This is a genomic window from Sphingobium sp. LF-16 (assembly GCF_003711185.1).
Lineage (GTDB): Bacteria > Pseudomonadota > Alphaproteobacteria > Sphingomonadales > Sphingomonadaceae > Sphingobium > Sphingobium yanoikuyae_A.
This window is the reverse complement of record NZ_CP029335.1, coordinates 3,565,926-3,584,340: the sequence shown is the minus strand read 5'-3', so window position 1 is coordinate 3,584,340 and position 18,415 is coordinate 3,565,926. Positions and strand designations below refer to the sequence as shown.

The following is an 18,415-nucleotide window of genomic DNA, read 5'->3' as shown; positions in this document are numbered from 1 at the left end:
CAAACCCCGGCCGGGCCATCAGTCCTTTTGCGCCGCGACCCAGGCGGCGACGTCGGTCGCCACCTTGTTGGCGGCGCTGTTGAGCGGCGCGCCGACGCTGCTGGCGTCGATCTTGCCGCCGACCGGCGCGCTGGCGGTGAAGCGCTGGCGCGCGATCGCGACGCCGGCCGGGGTCATCAGCGCCGCGTCGAAGGTGACGATCGCATTGTTGCTGGCCTGGTCGATGGTGAAGCTGATCAGCTCGCCGCTCAGGCGCTGGCCGCCGTCACCGGAAAACTGGCCGGGATCAAGCACGATCCGGTCGGTGGTGGCCGACACGGTTTCAGCCAGCAGGCGGCGGAACAGATGGCGGGGCGTTTCGGCCCACTGCACCTTGGTGACATAGGCGACCGAGGTCGGCGTCACCTGCACCGGCACGCGCACCGTGTCGATGACGCGCGCGGCTTCGGGATCGACGATGATCAGGCTGCGGCCGCCGCCGGCATTGCTCTGCGCGCCGGTCGGCACCTTGTGCGCGGCGTCGAGCGTCAGCAGCTGCTGCGGCGGCTTGCTGCCGATCGAGACGCAGCCGGACAGGGCGATTGCAGCGGCCAGCGCCAGCGATGCGCCACCCAGTTTCTTGTGGACCATCATCCGGCTCCCTTTCATGGCTTATAGTCGGGCAGCTGGGGCGATCCGACGATCGAGCCCGCGCCCTGCTGGTCGAGTTTTTCGGCGACGCCGCGGAAGGCGCGCGACATTTCACGCAGGTCGCGAACCAGGCGGTTCACTTCCGGCATGGTCTGGTTGCTGAAGGCATGCACGCCGGGCTGCGCTTCGGCGATGGTCTTGTCGAGCGTGTCGATGCTGCGGCTGGCGGAAGCGACGCTCTTGCGCAGGTCGGCCATCAGCGGACGGCCTTCGTCATTGATCAGGCCATTGGTGGTCGCGGCCAGCTCGCCGATCTGCTGCGCGGCGACGCCGGTGCGCTGCACCGCGATGCGCGCTTCGGCCAGGGTAGCGGCGATTTCCGGGCTGCGATCGGCCAGCGACCCGGTCACCCGGTCGAGATTGGCGAGGATGCCGGCGATCGACTGCTGATTCTTGTCATTGAGCAGCTCGGTGAGCTTCTCGGTCAGGGTCGACAGCCGCTCCAGCAGCTGCGGCGCATTGTTGAGCAGTTCACCCAGCGCGCCCGGCTTGGTCGGGATCACCGGCACGCCGTCGGGGCAGGCCGAAGTGATATTCTCGGCCGGGCACAGGATCGGTGGCGCGCCCTTGACCGCGCCGTCCAGCACGATCTCGCTGACGCCGGTGAAGCCCACGCCGGCGATGGTCGCGGTCGTGCCCTGCAGCACCGGGGTGCCGTCCTTCACCGAAATGCGGACCTTCACGAAGCTGGGATCACGCTTCCACAGTTCGATCTTCTCGACCTGGCCGGAAGGGACGCCGGAATAATTGACGCCCGATCCCTTGGCGAGGCCGTTCACCGACTGCTTGAAGAAGATGTCATATTCCTTGTTGTCGCCCTGCGACAGGCGCGAGAACCAGAAGGCCGCCGCCATGATGGCGGCCAGCAGCAGCAGCGTGACCGCGCCGACCAGCACATGATTGGACCGGGTTTCCATATCCTATTGCCTTCCGTCCGCTTGTTTTTCGGCAGCGGCCTTGCCGCGTTCGCGCGTGACCGCCGCGGTTGCGGCGCGGCCACGCGGACCGTTGAAATATTCCTGGATCCAGGGGTGATCGAGCGCCAGCAATTCGTCGATCGTCCCGACCGCGATCACCTTCTTGTCGGCCAGCACCGCGACACGGTCGCAGATCGAATAGAGGGTGTCGAGATCATGGGTGATGAGGAAGACGGTGAGGCCCAGCGTCTCCTGCAACTTGCGCGTCTGGTCGTCGAACGCGGCCGCGCCGATCGGGTCGAGGCCGGCGGTCGGCTCGTCGAGGAACAAGAGGTCCGGGTCCAGCGCCAGGGCGCGGGCCAGGCCGGCGCGCTTCTTCATGCCGCCCGACAGTTCGGCCGGATATTTGGGGCCGGCCTCGGCCGGGAGACCCGTCATGCGGATCTTGTAGGCGGCGATCTCGTCGCGCAGCACCGGGCCGATATTGGGATAATATTCGCGGATCGGCACCTCGACATTCTCGGCCACGGTGAGGGTCGAGAAGAGCGCGCCGCCCTGGAACAGCACGCCCCAGCGCTTGCGGATCGCCAGCGCCTCGTCATCGTCGAGGCGGCCGACCATATCCTCGCCAAAGACATGGACCTCGCCCTCGTCGGGCACCTGAAGGCCGATGATCGACCGCATCAGCACCGACTTGCCGGTGCCCGATCCGCCGACCACGCCCAATATCTCGCCCTTGCGCACGTCGAGGTCGAGATTTTCATGGACGGTCTGGTCGCCGAAGCTGTTCTTCAGGCCGCGCACCGAAATGGCGATGTCGTCGGACGCGACCGCGCGTTCGATCCGCTCTTCCTTGGCCTGGCGTTCATCGGTGGTCATCAGTTCCAGCCCACCCAGGTGAAGAAAACGGCGAAGAAGGCGTCGAGCACGATCACCAGGAAGATCGCCTGGACCACGGCAGCCGTGGTGCGCAGGCCGACTTCCTCGGCATTGGCCTTGACCTGCATGCCCTGGAAACAGCCGCTGATGCCGATGATCAGGCCGAAGACGGGCGCCTTGATCAGGCCCACCCACAGATCGTGGATCGGCACCACTTCGCGCAGGCGCTGGACGAAGGTGATCGGCGGAATGTCGAGCGAGACGGCGCACAGGAAGCCGCCGCCGATGATCGCGATGATCGAGGAATAGAAGCCGAGCAGCGGCATCATCACGACCACCGCCAGGGTGCGGGGCAGCACCAGCGCCTCCATCGGCGACACGCCGATGGTGCGCATCGCGTCGACCTCCTCGGTCAGCTTCATCGTGCCGAGCTGCGCCGCGAAGGCGGAGCCGGACCGACCCGCGACCATGATCGCGGTCATCAGCACGCCCAGTTCGCGGAAGGTGAGGCGGCCGACCAGGTTGATGGTCAGCATCTCCATGCCGAACTGGCGCAGCTGGACCGCGCCCTGCTGGGCGATGACGATGCCGATCAGGAAGCTCATCAGGCCGATGATGCCCAGCGCCGATACGCCGACCACCTCGAACCGCTGGACCACGGCATTGATGCGGAAGCGGCTGGGGTGACGGATCAGGCCCCAGACCGTGACCAGCACGCCGCCGAAGAAGCCGAGCAGGCCGACCAGCGTGTTGACGGAATTGATCACCGCCTCGCCAATCTGGCCCAATACCCGGTTGAAGGGGGAGACATAGGTCGGGCGGATATCGACCGGCTCGTCGATCTTGCCGACCGCGCCGATCAGTCGCTTGCAGTCGGTGCTGCCGCCACTGACCTCCGTCCCCAGCCGCTTGGCGGTGCGATGGATCGTCCAGGCGCCGATCGTGTCCATATGATCGATATCGGCCACGTCGATGCTGACGACAGGGCCGGAAATGGCGTCCAGCCGGTTCGGCATGTCGTGCAGACAGGCAATCGACCAGGTACCGGACAGGCGTATGACCTTGCCGCCGTCGTCGCGGCTTTCCTCAACGAGATCAGCGGCTTTGTTCATGTGGAGGGATTAGTGGTCCATTATCGGTTGCGCGGCAAGCCGAAACGGCCCATCCGCCAGACAGAACGACGGGCAGGGATAAAAGTTTCGGACACGGCATGACATACAGGTTGGCGATTTACGACATGGACCGCACGGTGACCTTTTCGGGCACCTATACCGGCTTTCTCATCCATGTGGCCGCCCATATGGCGCCTTGGCGATTGATATTCCTGCCGCTCATTCCCTTCGTCATGCTGGCCTATGTGGTGAAGCTGATCAGCCGCCAGACGCTGAAGGAAACCAACCAGTGGCTGATGATCGGCGGCCGCGCCGACCGGGCGAAGCTGCAGCCGCATATCGAAAGCTATGCCGACAAGGTGATGGCGAAGAATGTGCGCGCCGGCGCGCTGGAGCAGATCGCCAAGGACCGCGCGGCGGGTTATCGGCTGGTGCTCGCCACCGCCTCCTACCGCCTCTATGTCGAGGCGATCGCGCGGCGGCTGGGCTTCGACACGGTGATCGCGACCGACCATGTCGGGCAGGATCTGCCCTATGTCCGCGCCAAGATTTCCGGCGAGAATTGCTATGACACCGGCAAGCTGCGGATGATCAAGGCGTGGATGGCGGCCGAAGCGATCGACCGCAGCCAGGCGCATATCCGCGCCTATTCCGACCATGTGTCGGACGCGCCGATGCTGGAATTCGCCGACGAGGCTTTCGCGTCCAACCCGCACCCGCCGCTCGCCAGGCTGGCGGCCGAGCGCGGCTGGACGCGGGTGGACTGGAGCTAAGGGATCAGCGCATCGCGGTGCGGGCGAGGCTATCGCAATCGGCGTCGCCCACGGTCGGCTGCTTCTCGCCGCCGATCGCATCGCCGATCATCCTGATTATGCCCTTGGCCGAACGGGCATCCTTGGGCAGCTGAATATCGGGCGTCTTGATCGTGCCGCCGACCGGCACGCTGCCCTTCAGCCGCAACAGGCTGTCCTGCTTGGGCACGCCGCTCAGTGCGAGGGCCAGCCGCTCGTCCGACAGCCGTATCGTGCCCGTGGCATGGGTCTGGGCGCGGGAGGTGTCGATCAGCACCGGACCCGGCCGGGCGATCCCGTCGCGCACATCCAGCCGGGTGATGATGCAGCGCAGGACGGCTTCCTTCCGCTTCGACAGGGTCAGGCCGCGGCCGACATCCTGCCCCATCAGCGCGGCGGTGCGGTCCGGGATGCGGCCGTCCCGCGCGACCAGCGCGATCGTGCCGGTCGACGTGCCCAGTGCCTGACGGATGGTTTTGCCCCGTCCCTTGATCGCGACCCGTCCGATCAGCGCGCCGTCGATCCGGGCGTCGGGGAAGAAATCGAGCAGCCGTGCGTTACGCATCGCCATGGCGATGTCGAGCAGGGGGCTACCGTCGCGCTGGTCGACGCCGATCCGGCCCGACAGCGTGCCGCGTGTGAGGCCCAGCATCAACGGTTCGACCGACAGCTGGCTGCGTTCCAGGCTGATCGTGCCATGGAGCGACCGGAACGGGCTAGGGCCGGGCCACAGCAATTGCCGGACCTTGAGGTCCAGTTTGCCGTCCGTGTGATCGACGGTGGCGAGGTCGATCGCCGTATCGGGAATCAGGCGCGGCCCGAGCTGTGCGCGCTTGGCCGCCGCCTTCGCCTTGCCGGCATTGCTCGACAGATCGTCGAAATCGAAGCGGTCGGCGCTGAGCGCGCCGTCGATCCGGGTGCGGCCATCGCGCTTGCGGATGGTCGCGTGGCCGGCAATGTCGGACCGGCCGATCGTGCCTTTCAGCCCCTCGACGATCCAGTCCAGCCGATCGCGTGTCACCCGCGCGGTCAGGCGGACCGGCTGGGTGCCGGGCAGGCCCGCTTCGATGATGGCGTCGAGCAGGGCGAGGTCGGTGCCATGGGCGGTCGCTTCGCCGCGAAGATGGCCGATGTCTAGCGGGCCATCCATCGTGCCTTTCAGGGTGAAGCCGACCGCATCGCCGCTGATCGCCGCGTCGAACGGCCAGCGCTGGCCCGGCCGGCTGTCGAGGATCGGGCCGCCGGTCGCGGTGACGGTCACGGCATGGCCGCGCACATCGCCGCTGCCCGACAGGCGCAGGCCGCTCGGATCGACGGTCAGCGCGGCATCGACCGATCGCCCGCGCTTGTCGTCGCGATAGGCGATGCGGCTGTCGGCGACGATCAGGCTGTGCAGCGCCGGACGGCCGCCGCGCCGATCGCTGCCCTTGCTGCGCTCGCCACTCCAATTCTCGCGCCCCTGCGCGTCGCGATAGAAATGGAGCCGGGCGCGACGGGCCTCCAGCCGCTCCAGCACCGGCCCGCCGGTCAGCAGGCCCCAGACGGAAAAACCGGCGCGGATCTCGCCGATCCGGGCCAGGTCGGGCAGGGTTGGCTTCACCCAGCCGGGTTGCGGCACGCGCAGGTCGCGCAGGGTGACGACGGGGTGGAAGGACAGGCTGTCTTCCCGCGCCATCGCGCCGATCGTCACCGGCTTGCCGATGCGGTCGGACAGGCGGCGCTCGATCGGGCCTTTCATCCAGGCCCAGGGAAAGGCGGCAAGCGCCAGCAGCAGGATCGCACAGAGCAGGATCAGGCCCACCAGCCCACGCACCACCCATCGTCTCGCCCCGCTGGCCATCCGCATCGCTCTCCCGTCCGGCCCGGTCGGCCGTGTCGGCGCTCAACGCGCGGCGTTGCGGCTTGGTTCAGAGCACGCGATTGGGCAGCGGTTCTTCCGCCACGAAGGCACGGATATTGGCGAGCAGCATCTGTGCCATTTGCGCCACCGCCGCGTCGGTCGCGCCGCCGGTATGCGGGGTCAGGATGCAGTTTGGCACATCGACCCAGCGCGCCGGATCGGTCGGTTCCTGCGCATAGACGTCAAGCGCCGCACCGCCCAGCCGCCCGGCGCGCAGCGCATCGATCAGCGCATCCTCGTCCACCAGCTGCCCGCGCGCGACATTGACGAGCAGGCCATTAGGGCCAAGCGCATCGAGGATCGCGGCGGAGATCATGCCGCGATTATCGTCGGTCGCCCGCGCCGCGACGACCAATATGTCGCTTTCGGTCGCCAGTGCCGCCAGGCTCTCGCTGCGCGGCCAGGCGAGGCCGGGCTTGGCGCGCGGCCCCCACCAGCGGGTCGCCATGCGCAGCGCGTCGGCGCGGGTGGCGACGCCGATGCCGATGCTGCCCATGCCGACGATGCCCAGCCGGGCGCCGGCGATCGAGCGGGTGATGGTCTTGCCGCCCGGCAGCCATTCGCCCGCGCGCAAGGCCCGGTCGCCGCTGACGATCTGGCGCCGATGGGCGAGGATGAGACCGATCGCATGGTCGGCGACATCCTCCGCATTGGCGTCGCCGGCATGGCTGACGGCGATGTCGTTCGCCCGCGCCCAGTCGAGATCGACCCCGTCATAGCCGACGGTGAAGCAGGCGATCAGCCGCAGCCGCGTCATCGCTGCCAGCATATCGGGATCGAGCCGGAACTCGCCGGCGGTGACGAGTATCTCCGCCTCGGCAAGGCGGGCGCGCCCGGCCTCCTCCCATAGCCCCATGACGTCATATTGCATCGCCAGGATCGGCAGCAGCGGCGCCAGATGGGGCTGGGCGATCAGGATGACCGGGCGCAGGCGCTCCATTATCCTATCGCCTTCAGCGCCTGGGCGAAGTCGGCGATCAGATCGTCGGCATCCTCGCAGCCGATCGAGATGCGCACCATATTGTCGCCGATCGCCAGCGCCTTCTTGCGCTCGGCCGGCACCGACAAATGGGTCATCGCGGCGGGATGGCTGGCCAGCGTCTCGGTGCCGCCGAGACTCACCGCCAGCTTGGCGATCTTGAGCGCGTCAAGGAAGGCGAAGGCCTCCGCCTCGCCACCCTTCAGATAGAGCGAGAAGGTGGAGCCGGCGCCGGTGCAATGGCGGCGATAAATGTCGGCCTGCCGCTCGGTCTCGGGGAAGCCGAGATAGACGACCTTCTCCACCTGCGGCTGGTCCTTCAGCCAGGTGCAGACCTTTTCCGCATTCTCGCCGGCGCGGCTCATCCGCAATTCCAGCGTTTCCAGGCTGCGCAACAGCATCCAGGCGCTGTGCGGGTCGAGGATCGTGCCGATCGTGTTGCGCATCAGGCGAATGCTGTTGATCAGCGCATTGGAGCCGAGCACGCCGCCCGCGACCAGATCGCTATGCCCGCCGGCATATTTGGTGAGGCTGTAGATGACGAGGTCGGCACCATGGTTGATCGGCCGGTGCCACAGCGGCCCCAGGAAGGTATTGTCGATCGCGATCGGCGGGACATGATCCTCGCCGGCGAACAGCGCATCGCGCCGCGCGACCACCGCCTCCAGATCGACCAGCACATTGGTCGGGTTGGCCGGGCTTTCCAGATAGAGCATCGCGACCCGGCCTAGACCCTTGGCCTTCTCGATCACCGCGCTGATCTCCGCCTCGGTCGCGCCGGCGGGGAAATCGAGCCACTGCACCCCGAATCGGCCGAGAATCCGGCCGATCAGCGATTCGGTCGCGGCATAAAGGGGCGCGCTATGGACGATGACGTCGCCCGGCTGCACCAGGGCGAGCAGGGTGGTGGCGATCGCCGACATGCCGCTGGAAAAGAGCAGCGCGTCCTCCGCTTCCTCCCACACCGACAGCCGATCCTCGGCAATTTCCTGGTTGGGGCCGTTGAAGCGCGAATAGACGAGGCCCTCGGCGCCGCCGGGGCGGATGCCGGTCACCCCCTCGAAATGGCGCTTGCCCGCGGCTGCGCTCTCGAAGGCGAAGGTGGAGGTGAGGAAGATCGGGGGTTTCAGCGATCCTTCCGACAGGGTCGGGTCATAGCCATGGCCCATCATCAGGGTCGCAGGCTTCAGCTTGCGGCCGTCAATCTCCAGGATCGGCGCTTTGGGGCGGCGGCGATTATGGGGCGGCTCGGCGCCGGTCAGATCGGCTTCGGTGAGGGGGGGCGGGGTTTCGCCGGTCATGTCATTCTCCTGCATCTGGCGGCCTCTGCTGTGCCGCTCATGGATGGAGGGACTGTAACGCAGGAGCAGGGCAGGGGGCCAGCGGAGAGTGATATAATCTTTCTTGCCGGGGTATGATTGTTTCGAACGAGATCGACGGAATCTCGGTCCGCCAAGGCACCGGCGCACGGGGCCGCATGTCCCCGTGCGCCGGCATCGCCCCTCATTGCTTGGCGTATTTCGCCTTCAGCGACAGATCATGGTCATGGTGGGATTCGCCGTTGAGGTCGATCCGGACCATTTCGATCGCGCCGGTGAAGGTGCCGCCGGTCGGGCCATAATCTTCCACCACCGATTCGCCATTGTCGTGGCCGATGTCCATGAAGTCGTCGAAGGAGAAGATGGCCGGCACGGTTTTTTCGATATGCCCCGAGCCGATCGCCTTGCCGTTCGCGGTGAAGGTCACCGTGCCGCCCTTGCCGGCGCCGCCGCCATCATAGGCGAAGTCGAGCAGCAGGTCGTGGCTGCCCTTGCCCAGCGGTTCGTCCGCGCGCACGATGAAGGTTTCCAGCCCCACCCAGTTATGGGCATAGGCGAGCACGCCGTCCTTCATGTAGAAGCTCCAGCCGCCAAACTTGCCGCCCTGGGCGATGATCGCGCCATTGGTCGGCTCCGCGCCCAACTCCACCTTCGCGGTGACGGTGAAATTGGTGTTCTTGACGTTCGGGACCGTATTCTCGTTCATCCGGGTCATCCCCGGCAGGAAGGTCATGGAGGTGCGGCCGTTGAGCAGGTCCGGCCGGCCGGCGACGCGGGCGTCGAAGCGTTCGCGCTGGCGCGGGTCGAGCGGCAGGACATTATATTTGGCCGCCTCGATCAGGAAACGGTCCTGCAGCTTGCGCAGCATGTCGGGATTCTGGTCGGCGATATTATGCGCCTGGGTCCAGTCGTCGGGGCCGTACAGTTCCCATATGTCATCCTCGATCTCGCCCACCGTCTCGCGCTTGTCGGGCCAGGGCAGGCGGTGCATCGTCATGGCGGTCCAGCCGTCATGATAGATGCCGCGATTGCAGCCGATCTCGAAATATTGGGTCGTGTGCCGGTCATCCGCCTCGGCCTCGTCGAACAGATAGGCCATGCTGACGCCTTCCAGCGGCTTTTGCTGAATGCCGTTGACGAAATCGGGTTCGGGCACCCCGGCCAGTTCCAGGATGGTCGGCGCGACGTCGATCAGATGGTGGAACTGGTGGCGCAGTTCGCCCTTGGCCTTGATCTTCTCGGGCCAGCGCATCGTCATGCCGACGCGGGTGCCGCCCCAGTGGGACGCGACGATCTTGCTCCACTGATAGGGGGCGTTCATCGCATGGGCCCAGCCCGAGGGCATATGGTTGAAGGAATTGGGCCCGCCAATCTCGTCGAGCCGCGGCAGGATGTCCGCCGTCGTCATGCCGATGCTGTTCTGGTACGCCAGTTCGTTGAAGGTGCCGTAAGGCCCCGCCTCCGCGGACGCGCCATTGTCGCCCAGGATATAGATGACCAGCGTGTCTTCCAGCACGCCGCGTGCCTCCAGCGTGTCGAGCAGGCGGCCGACATGATGGTCGGTATGGGTGGCGAAGGCCGCATAGGTTTCGGCCAGGCGGCAGGAAACCTTGCGATCATCGTCGGTCAGTTCGTCCCATTCGGGCAGCCATTCGGTCGGCGCGGTCAGTTCCGCATCCTTGGGGATGACGCCCAGTTCCTTCTGCTTTGCGAAGGTGATCTCCCGCTGCTTGTTATAGCCATGGTCGAACTTGCCCTTGTACTTGTCGACCCATTCCTTGGGTACATGGTGCGGCGCATGGGTGGCGCCGAAGGAGAGATAGGCGAACCAGGGCTTGTCGGGGGTGAAGGTCTGCAACGATCCGGTCCAGTTGAGCACCTGATCGACCAGATCCTCGGTCAGGTGATAGCCTTCCTCGATGCTCTTGGGCGGCTCGATCGGGGTCACGCCATCGACCAGCGGCGGGGCATATTGATTGGTGTCGCCGCCTAGGAAGCCATAGAATTTCTCGAACCCGTCGCCGATCGGCCAATGGTCGAACGGGCCGGACGGGCTGGTTTCCCAGGTCGGTGTCTGGTGCATCTTGCCAAAGGCGCCGGTGCTGTAGCCATTATATTTGAGAATCTGGGCGACGGTCGCGCAGGTATCCGGGCGCAGGCCGGTATTGCCCGGCATGGCGGTCGCCACTTCGGTGACGCCGCCCATGTTCACCGTATGATGATTGCGCCCGCACAGCAGCGCCTGGCGCGAGGGCGAGCAGAGGGCGGTCGTATGGAAACGGGTGAAGCGGATCCCTTCCTTCCCGACTCGTTCGGCCGTCGGCATGAGGCAGGGGCCGCCAAAGGCGCTGCTGGCGCCGAAGCCCATGTCGTCGATCAGCACGATCAGCACATTGGGCGCGCCGGCCGGCGGGCGCAGAAACTCCTTGGCCGGCGGGCTCTGCGCCTCCTTGGCGTTCATCGGCGTGTCGTGCGGCGGCACGCGCTCCGGGATCGGCAGGACATAGCGATTGAGTTCGGGCGGGCTCTTGCGGGTCGACATGCTGCTATCCTCGTTCGCGATGGACGTGATGGAACGAAGCCTAGTCGGGGCGGCCATATTGGCTATTGGGGTTTCCCCCGATGCCCGGTGCCCGGTGCCTGATGTCCGGTGCGCGGTTGGACGCATGCGCCACTTCCCCCCATCCGCCACAGCCCCTACATCTCCCCCAATGCCGCCGGTTCTTCCCTCCATCCTCACCGACTGGTTCGCATCGCGCGGCTGGCGGGTGCGGCGGCATCAGAGTGACATGCTGGCGGCGGCGCAGCGGGGGGAGCATGCGCTGCTGGTCGCGCCGACCGGGGCGGGGAAGACGCTGGCCGGCTTCCTGCCGACGCTCGCCGATCTGATCGCCAATCCCGCCGACGGGCTGCACACCCTCTATGTCTCGCCCTTGAAGGCGCTTGCGGTCGATGTACGGCGCAACCTGCTGACGCCGATCGAGGAAATGGGGCTACCCATCCGGGTGGAGACCCGCACCGGCGATACCCCGTCGGATCGCAAGGCGCGGCAGCGGGTGCGGCCGCCGCACATCTTGCTGACCACGCCCGAATCCCTGTCGCTGCTGCTGAGCTATCCCGACGCGGCGCTGCTGTTCGAGCATCTGCGCACCGTCATCGTCGATGAGGTCCATGCCTTTGCCACGCAGAAGCGCGGTGATCTGCTTAACCTGTCGATGGCGCGGTTGCAGGCGATCAATCCCGGTCTGCGCCGGGTGGCGCTGTCGGCGACGGTGGCCGATGTCGATGCCTATCGCGCCTGGCTGGCGCCCGATGGCGATATCGATGCGGTGACGCCGGTGCTGGGGGAGGCGGGGGCGGAGCCCGACGTCACCATCCTGATCCCGGAGGGGCGGGTGCCCTGGTCGGGCCATTCGGGCAAATATGCCGCCAGCCAGGTGATGGCGGAGATCGCGGCGCGGCAGACGACCCTGGTCTTCTGCAACACGCGCGGCCTGGCCGAGCTGATCTTCCAGGAATTATGGTCGGTCAATGACGCGAACCTGCCGATCGCCATCCATCATGGCAGCCTGTCGATCGAGGCGCGGCGCAAGGTCGAATCGGCGATGGCGGCGGGCAAGCTGCGCGCGCTGGTGGCGACCGCTTCGCTGGACCTCGGTGTCGACTGGGGCAATGTCGACTGCGTGATCCAGATGGGCGCGCCCAAGGGCAGCTCGCGCCTGCTCCAGCGCATTGGCCGCGCCAATCACCGGCTCGACATGGCGTCGGAGGCGATCCTGATCCCCGGCAATCGCTTCGAATATCTGGAGGCGCGGGCGGCATTGGACGCGGTCGAGGCGGGGGAACGGGACGCCGATGATTTCCGCCCCGGCGCGCTCGACGTGCTGGCCCAGCATGTGATGGCGATCGCCTGTGCCGGGCCGTTCCGCGAGGAAGAATTGCTGGCCGAAATCCGCTCCGCCACCCCCTATAGCGCGCTGACCGACGAGGGCTTTGCCCATGTCCTGCATTTCATCGAGGGCGGCGGCTATGCGCTGCGCGCCTATGACCGGTTCAAGCGGCTGGTGCGGGAGGCCGACGGCACATGGCGGGTGTCGCACCCCAAGTTCATCCAGCAGCACCGGATGAATGCCGGCATCATCGTCGATCAGCCGGCGCTGGCGGTGCGCTTCGCCAATGGGCGCAAGCTCGGCACGGTGGAGGAAGGGTTTGCCGCCACCTTGCGGCCGGGCGACAGTTTCTTCTTCTCCGGCATGGCGCTGGAGGTGGTGCGGATGGACACCAGCGACCTGGTCGTCCGCGCCACGAGCAAGAGTGCGCGCATCCCCAGCTGGGGCGGCACCCGCATGGCGATGTCGACCCGGCTGGCCGACCGGGTGCGCCATTTCCTGGCCGAACCCGACGCCTGGCACCGCTTCCCCGACGATGTGCGCGAATGGCTGGAAGTGCAGCGGACCCGTTCCGCCCTGCCGCAACCGGGGCAGCTGCTGGTCGAGACCTTCCCGCATGAGGGGCGCCATTATATGGTCTGCTACAGTTTCGAGGGCTGGAACGCGCACCAGTCGCTCGGCATGTTGCTGACCCGGCGGATGGACGCGCAGGGGCTGATGCCGCTGGGCTTCGTGTCGAACGATTATGCGCTGGCGGTCTATGGGCTCAAGCCCGTGACCGATCCGCAGAGCCTGTTTTCCGCCGATATCCTCGACCATGAATTTGTCGAATGGGTCGAGCAGTCGAGCCTATTGAAGCGCGCCTTCCGCGATGTCGCCGTGATTTCCGGCCTGATCGAGCGGCAGCATCCCGGCAAGCGCAAGACCGGGCGGCAGGTGACCTTCTCCACCGACCTCATCTATGATGTGCTGCGCAAATATCAGCCCGACCATCTGCTGCTGAAGGCCGCCTGGGCCGATGCCCGCGCACGGATGACCGATGTCGGGCGGCTGGGCGACCTCATTGACCGGGCGGCATCGACCATGCTGCATGTGCCGCTCGACCGGGTCAGCCCGCTCGCGGTGCCGCTACTGATCCTGATCGGCCGCGAACAGGTGGCGCAGCGCGATGCCGAGGACGCGCTGCTGATCGAGGCCGAGGCGCTGGTGGCGGAGGCCATGCGCGCGGATTGAGGGGGGCGACCGTCCCAACACCGTTCGCCCTGAGCGAAGTCGAAGGGCTCGCCCGACCGAAGGGAGGGCACTTCGCTCCGCTCAGTGATGGGCTTCGACTTCGCTCAGCCCGAACGGAATGGAAGATGGCTTACCCCGGCAACCCGTTCAGCTTGGCAAAGGGATCGTCGCTGGCATCCTCCTGCCAGCGATACTCCGTGCGGTTGGCGACCCAGCGGGCCATCTCCTTGCCATAGAGTTTGGCGATCAGGCCCAGCGCCATGTCGGTTCCCGCCGAAATGCCGGAGGAGGAGATATATTTGCCATCCTCCACCCAGCGGGCATGGGGGATCCAGGCGACCTTGGCCCCCTGCGCCGTCGCCCAGGCCCAGGCCATCTTGTTGCTGGTCGCCTTCACCCCGTCGATCAGCCCGGTCTTCGCCAGCAGGCCGGAGCCCGTGCAGATCGTGGCGACCTGCGGCGTATCCTGCGCCAGCGTGCGGACGGCGGCGAGGAAATCGGGGTTGTTCACTTCCCGCCGGGTGCCAAGGCCGCCGGGGATCATCACGATGTCGAGTTTGGGGGCATCGGCAAAGCCATGATCGGCGATCGTCTGCGGCCCGGCGCCGCTGCGCACCGGTCCGGCCTTGTCGGCGATCATGACGATCTCGACCCGGTCCTTGAGCATCCCGAACATTTCCAGCGGCCCAAACACGTCGAGCAGCTCGAACCCCTCGAACAACACCATGCCCAGCTTCTTCTTCGGCCCGCTCGGCGGCACTGGCGGCTGCACGGAAAGTTGCGCGGAGACAGTCGTGCCGGTCGCGGCGAGCGCGATTCCGGCGGTCAGGAGAAAGTTGCGCCGCGCAACATCGGCTTTGGGCTGGTCGCTCATCGTCACATGCTCCCTGTTTGCGGGGTTAGACGAGCGATGGCGGCGATCCCGCCTATTCGCCGCCGTCCTTGATGCCGCCGCAGCCCTTCAGCACGCCTTCGCCGAAGGAAAGCTGCACCCGGTCGGACCAGATGGCGTCGCTCATCCCGTCGTTGCACGGCCCTTCGGTGACGGTCATGGCAAAGCCATCGCCCATGAAGCGGATGGCACGGGGATCATCGGTGCGGGTGACGGGATAGCGCAGCGGACGATGATCGGGCCGCTGCAAGGTCGCGACCGATCCGGTGACGATCACCGCCCAGAAAGGCTCGGTACCGATCGCGCGATACTCCTCAGGGGGAGGAGGGGGAGGCGGTGTTTCACGGGAAACAGCGGCGGGCGCCGGTTGCGCAGCCGGGGCAGGGGCCGGTTCGGGCGTGGCGCTCTCATTGGCGACGATCGCCTGATTGAGGGCAGGGGCCGCGTTGGCGATCGCATTGTCGGCGCGATTGTCGACCCTGTTCGGCGGCACCGGATCACCCGAGCAGGCGGTGAGGGCCAGCAGCCCTGTCAACATCGCCGTCATCTTCACGGGCCGGTCCGCCGGAAACAATGGGCCGCATGATCGTCGACCATGCCAATCGCCTGCATCCAGGCATAGACGATGGTCGGCCCGACGAATTTGAAGCCGCGCTTCTTGAGATCCTTGGAGATCGCCTCCGACAGCGGCGTCCGGGTCGGGAAGCTCTGGCCGTCGCCGATGATCGGCCCGTCGGGCGCGAAGGACCAGACATAGGCAGCGAAATCCTCGCCGGCGTCGCGCATCGCGCGATAGATTTGCGCGCCCTTGATCGTCGCCTCGATCTTGGCGCGGGCGCGGACGATGCCGGGATCGGCCATCAGCCGTTCGACATCGTCGGGACCGAAGGCGCCGACCTTGTCCGGATCGAAGCCTGCAAAGGCGGCGCGAAACCCCTCGCGCTTGCGCAATATGGTGATCCAGCTGAGCCCGGCCTGGAACCCCTCCAGCATCAGCATTTCCCACAGCATGCGCGAATCATGCTGTGGCACGCCCCATTCCGCGTCGTGATAATCCCGGTAGAGCGGGTCCGGTCCCACCCAGCTGCAGCGTGGCAGATCGGTCATAGGTTTTGGGTGCGCCTGACGGCGCACGGCGCCGCACCGGCCCGCGCCCCCACCCGGCCGCCCAAGAGATTATCCTGATTGGGTGGCCGGGTGGGGGTGCGGGCGGGCATCGTCATCCTTATCAGACGTCCAGGTTGGCGACGTTCAGCGCATTGTCCTGGATGAATTCGCGGCGCGGTTCGACCACGTCGCCCATCAGCTTGGTGAAGATTTCGTCGGCGACGTCGGCCTGTTCCACCTCGACGCGCAGCATCGAGCGATTGTCCGGGTCCAGCGTGGTTTCCCACAGCTGTTCCGCGTTCATTTCGCCCAGACCCTTGTAGCGCTGGATCGACAGGCCCTTGCGGCCGGCCGACAGGATCGCTTCCAGCAATTCGCTGGGGCGCGAGATGTTGACGCCCTTGGCCGACACCGCGGGCAGTTCGTCCTCGCCCAGGTCATCCTGCGCGGCGACGGCCTTGGCCGAGACCAGGCGGCTGCCCTTCTGATAGCTTTCGGCTTCTTCGCTGGCGGTGCCGTGCAGCTTGCGCGCTTCGGCCGAGCCCAGGAAGCCATGTTCGATGACATGATGGTCGGTCACGCCGCGCCACAGCCGTTCGAAATGGAAGCCGCCGCCTTCGGCGATGCGGCCGGTCCACTTGCCCTCGGGATCATGGGAGGCGATCCAGGCGACCGCCGTGGCCAGCCGCTCTGCCAGCTGTGCTTCGGACAGTTCGGGATCGAGCGCGCCGGTCAGGCCCAGCGCCTCGATGATCGCCGGGTCGTAGCGACGCGGCACATAGCGCATCACCGCGCGCATGCGGCGGGCATGGTCGATCAGGCTGCGCAGATCGTCGCCGGTGCGGGCGCCGCCGGTGGTTTCCAGCGCCATCGTGTCAACGCCATTGTCGACCAGATATTGCTCCAGCGCGGCTTCGTCCTTCAGATAGACTTCGGACCGGCCCCGGCTCGCCTTGTAGAGCGGCGGCTGGGCGATGAAGAGATGGCCCGCCTCGATGATCTGCGGCATCTGGCGATAGAAGAAGGTCAGCAGCAGCGTGCGGATATGCGCGCCGTCGACGTCGGCGTCGGTCATGATGACGATCTTGTGGTAGCGCAGCTTGTCCAGGTTGAAATCGTCGCGAATGCCGGTGCCCATCGCCTGGATCAGCGTGCCGACTTCCTTGGACGAGAGCATCTTGTCAAACCGCGCGCGCTCGACGTTCAGGATCTTGCCCTTCAGCGGCAGGATCGCCTGATTGTGGCGGTTGCGGCCCTGCTTGGCCGAACCACCGGCCGAGTCACCCTCGACCAGGAAGAGTTCGGACTTGGCGGGGTCGCGCTCCTGACAGTCGGCCAGCTTGCCGGGCAGCGAGGCGATGTCCATCGCGCCCTTGCGGCGGGTCAGTTCGCGCGCGCGCTTGGCCGCTTCACGGGCGGCGGCGGCGTCGATCACCTTTTGGACGATCATCTTGCCATGGCCGGGATTTTCTTCCAGCCATTCGGCCATCTTGTCGGCCATCAGGCTTTCGAGCGGCTGGCGCACTTCGGAGCTGACCAGCTTGTCCTTGGTCTGCGAGCTGAATTTGGGATCGGGCAGCTTGACCGAGACGATCGCGGTCAGGCCTTCGCGCATATCCTCACCGGTGAGGCTCACCTTCTCCTTCTTCAGCAGGCCGGTCTTTTCGGCATAGCTGTTGAGGGTCCGGGTCAGTGCCGCGCGGAAGGCGGCCAAGTGCGTGCCGCCATCGCGCTGCGGGATGTTGTTGGTGAAGCAGAGGACGTTCTCATAATAGGAATCGTTCCACTCCAGCGCGACGTCGATGGTCACGTCGTCGCGGGTGCCGGCGATCGCGATCGGATCGGGCATCAGCGCATTCTTGTTGCGGTCGAGATATTTGACGAAGGCCGCGATGCCGCCCTCATAATAAAGCTCGACTTCCTTCTTTTCCTCATGGCGCGCATCGACCAGGAACAGGCGCACGCCGCTGTTGAGGAAAGCCAGCTCGCGATAGCGATGCTCCAGCTTGTCGAAATCATATTCGGTCTGGTTCTTGAACGTGCCGCCATCGCCCGGCACCTTCTCGGTCGAGGCAAGGAAGGTCACGCGCGTGCCCTTCTTCCCCTCGGGCGCATCGCCGATCACCTTGAGCGGCGCGGTGGCATCGCCATAGGCGAAGCGCATCCAATGTTCCTTGCCGTCACGCCAGATGTTGAGGTCCAGCCATTCGGACAGGGCGTTCACCACCGATACGCCCACGCCGTGCAGGCCGCCCGATACCTTATAGGCATTGTCGTCCGACGTGTTCTCGAACTTGCCGCCCGCGTGCAGCTGGGTCATGATGACCTCGGCCGCCGACACGCCTTCTTCCTTGTGGATGCCGGTCGGGATGCCGCGGCCATTATCCTCGACGCTGACGCTGTTGTCGGGGTTGAGCGTGATGACGATCCGGTCGCAATGACCGGCCAGCGCCTCGTCGATCGCATTGTCGCTGACCTCGAACACCATATGGTGCAGGCCCGACCCGTCGTCGGTGTCGCCGATATACATGCCGGGCCGCTTGCGCACGGCGTCGAGGCCTTTCAGCACCTTGATGCTGTCGGCGCCATATTCATTGCTGTTGGGGCTGTTCTGCTGTTCGTCGCTCATACCCAGCATATAGGGAATGGCGCCTCGAAACTAAAGCGAAACATGGCGTCTTCCACCCGGCTTTGGGGCGGTTTATC

14 protein-coding genes are annotated in these 18,415 nt (G+C 66.1%); 2 read left to right on the top strand and 12 right to left on the bottom strand.

Annotation, left to right across the window (positions count from 1 at the left end):
* Positions 1-18: 18 nt before the first annotated feature.
* The 4 genes from DIZ22_RS16790 to DIZ22_RS16775 are packed head-to-tail and all read right to left on the bottom strand — an operon-like array spanning position 19 to position 3,598.
* Positions 19-633, bottom strand: a complete 615-nt coding sequence (locus DIZ22_RS16790) for an ABC-type transport auxiliary lipoprotein family protein (RefSeq protein ID WP_170978410.1) — start codon at positions 631-633, stop codon at positions 19-21.
* An 11-nt stretch (positions 634-644) separates the two neighbouring features.
* Positions 645-1,607 (bottom strand): MlaD family protein, encoded by a 963-nt coding sequence (locus DIZ22_RS16785; protein ID WP_004209158.1) that lies wholly within the window; start codon positions 1,605-1,607, stop codon positions 645-647.
* Positions 1,608-1,610: 3 nt separating this feature from the next.
* On the bottom strand, positions 1,611-2,489 hold the full coding sequence (locus DIZ22_RS16780; protein ID WP_086012837.1) for an ABC transporter ATP-binding protein: 879 nt from the start codon (positions 2,487-2,489) through the stop codon (positions 1,611-1,613).
* The gene (locus DIZ22_RS16775) at positions 2,486-3,598 is read right to left on the bottom strand and encodes an ABC transporter permease (protein WP_048938037.1); all 1,113 of its coding nucleotides are present in this window, start codon (positions 3,596-3,598) and stop codon (positions 2,486-2,488) included. The genes DIZ22_RS16780 and DIZ22_RS16775 overlap by 4 nt, the downstream gene beginning before the upstream one ends.
* Positions 3,599-3,696: 98 nt before the next feature.
* Between DIZ22_RS16775 and DIZ22_RS16770 the strand changes: the two genes are divergently transcribed.
* Positions 3,697-4,371, top strand: a complete 675-nt coding sequence (locus DIZ22_RS16770; RefSeq protein WP_048938038.1) for an HAD family hydrolase — start codon at positions 3,697-3,699, stop codon at positions 4,369-4,371.
* 4 nt (positions 4,372-4,375) lie between these two features.
* Here the strand turns inward: DIZ22_RS16770 and DIZ22_RS16765 are convergent, their stop codons facing one another.
* The 4 genes from DIZ22_RS16765 to DIZ22_RS16750 form a co-directional block, all read right to left on the bottom strand.
* Entirely contained in the window at positions 4,376-6,229 is a 1,854-nt protein-coding gene (locus tag DIZ22_RS16765; protein WP_206364634.1) for an AsmA-like C-terminal region-containing protein, read from the bottom strand.
* A 67-nt stretch (positions 6,230-6,296) separates the two neighbouring features.
* Positions 6,297-7,229 carry a 2-hydroxyacid dehydrogenase gene (locus DIZ22_RS16760; protein ID WP_048938040.1) on the bottom strand — a complete coding sequence of 311 codons (933 nt, stop codon included), beginning with the start codon at positions 7,227-7,229 and terminating at the stop codon, positions 6,297-6,299.
* Complete coding sequence (locus tag DIZ22_RS16755) at positions 7,229-8,569, bottom strand: cystathionine gamma-synthase family protein (protein ID WP_170978412.1); 1,341 nt, start codon at positions 8,567-8,569, stop codon at positions 7,229-7,231. Before DIZ22_RS16755 ends, DIZ22_RS16760 begins: the two co-directional genes overlap by 1 nt.
* 202 nt (positions 8,570-8,771) lie before the next feature.
* A complete protein-coding gene (locus DIZ22_RS16750; protein WP_122928415.1) occupies positions 8,772-11,129 on the bottom strand; it encodes an arylsulfatase in 2,358 nt (785 codons plus the stop codon).
* Between the two features lie 169 nt (positions 11,130-11,298).
* Between DIZ22_RS16750 and DIZ22_RS16745 the strand changes: the two genes are divergently transcribed.
* On the top strand, positions 11,299-13,710 hold the full coding sequence (locus DIZ22_RS16745) for a ligase-associated DNA damage response DEXH box helicase (protein WP_048938043.1): 2,412 nt from the start codon (positions 11,299-11,301) through the stop codon (positions 13,708-13,710).
* A 130-nt stretch (positions 13,711-13,840) separates the two neighbouring features.
* Here the strand turns inward: DIZ22_RS16745 and DIZ22_RS16740 are convergent, their stop codons facing one another.
* The 4 genes from DIZ22_RS16740 to gyrB all read right to left on the bottom strand — a co-directional run bounded on the left by DIZ22_RS16740 (position 13,841) and on the right by gyrB (position 18,338).
* On the bottom strand, positions 13,841-14,584 hold the full coding sequence (locus DIZ22_RS16740) for a DJ-1/PfpI family protein (protein ID WP_048938044.1): 744 nt from the start codon (positions 14,582-14,584) through the stop codon (positions 13,841-13,843).
* Between the two features lie 52 nt (positions 14,585-14,636).
* Positions 14,637-15,140, bottom strand: coding sequence for a membrane-like protein (locus tag DIZ22_RS16735; protein ID WP_234415701.1), 504 nt, complete (start codon positions 15,138-15,140; stop codon positions 14,637-14,639).
* An 11-nt stretch (positions 15,141-15,151) separates the two neighbouring features.
* Entirely contained in the window at positions 15,152-15,709 is a 558-nt protein-coding gene (locus DIZ22_RS16730) for a DNA-3-methyladenine glycosylase I (protein ID WP_048938046.1), read from the bottom strand.
* A 121-nt stretch (positions 15,710-15,830) separates the two neighbouring features.
* On the bottom strand, positions 15,831-18,338 hold the full coding sequence (gene gyrB, locus DIZ22_RS16725; protein WP_048938047.1) for a DNA topoisomerase (ATP-hydrolyzing) subunit B: 2,508 nt from the start codon (positions 18,336-18,338) through the stop codon (positions 15,831-15,833).
* Positions 18,339-18,415: the final 77 nt, after the last annotated feature.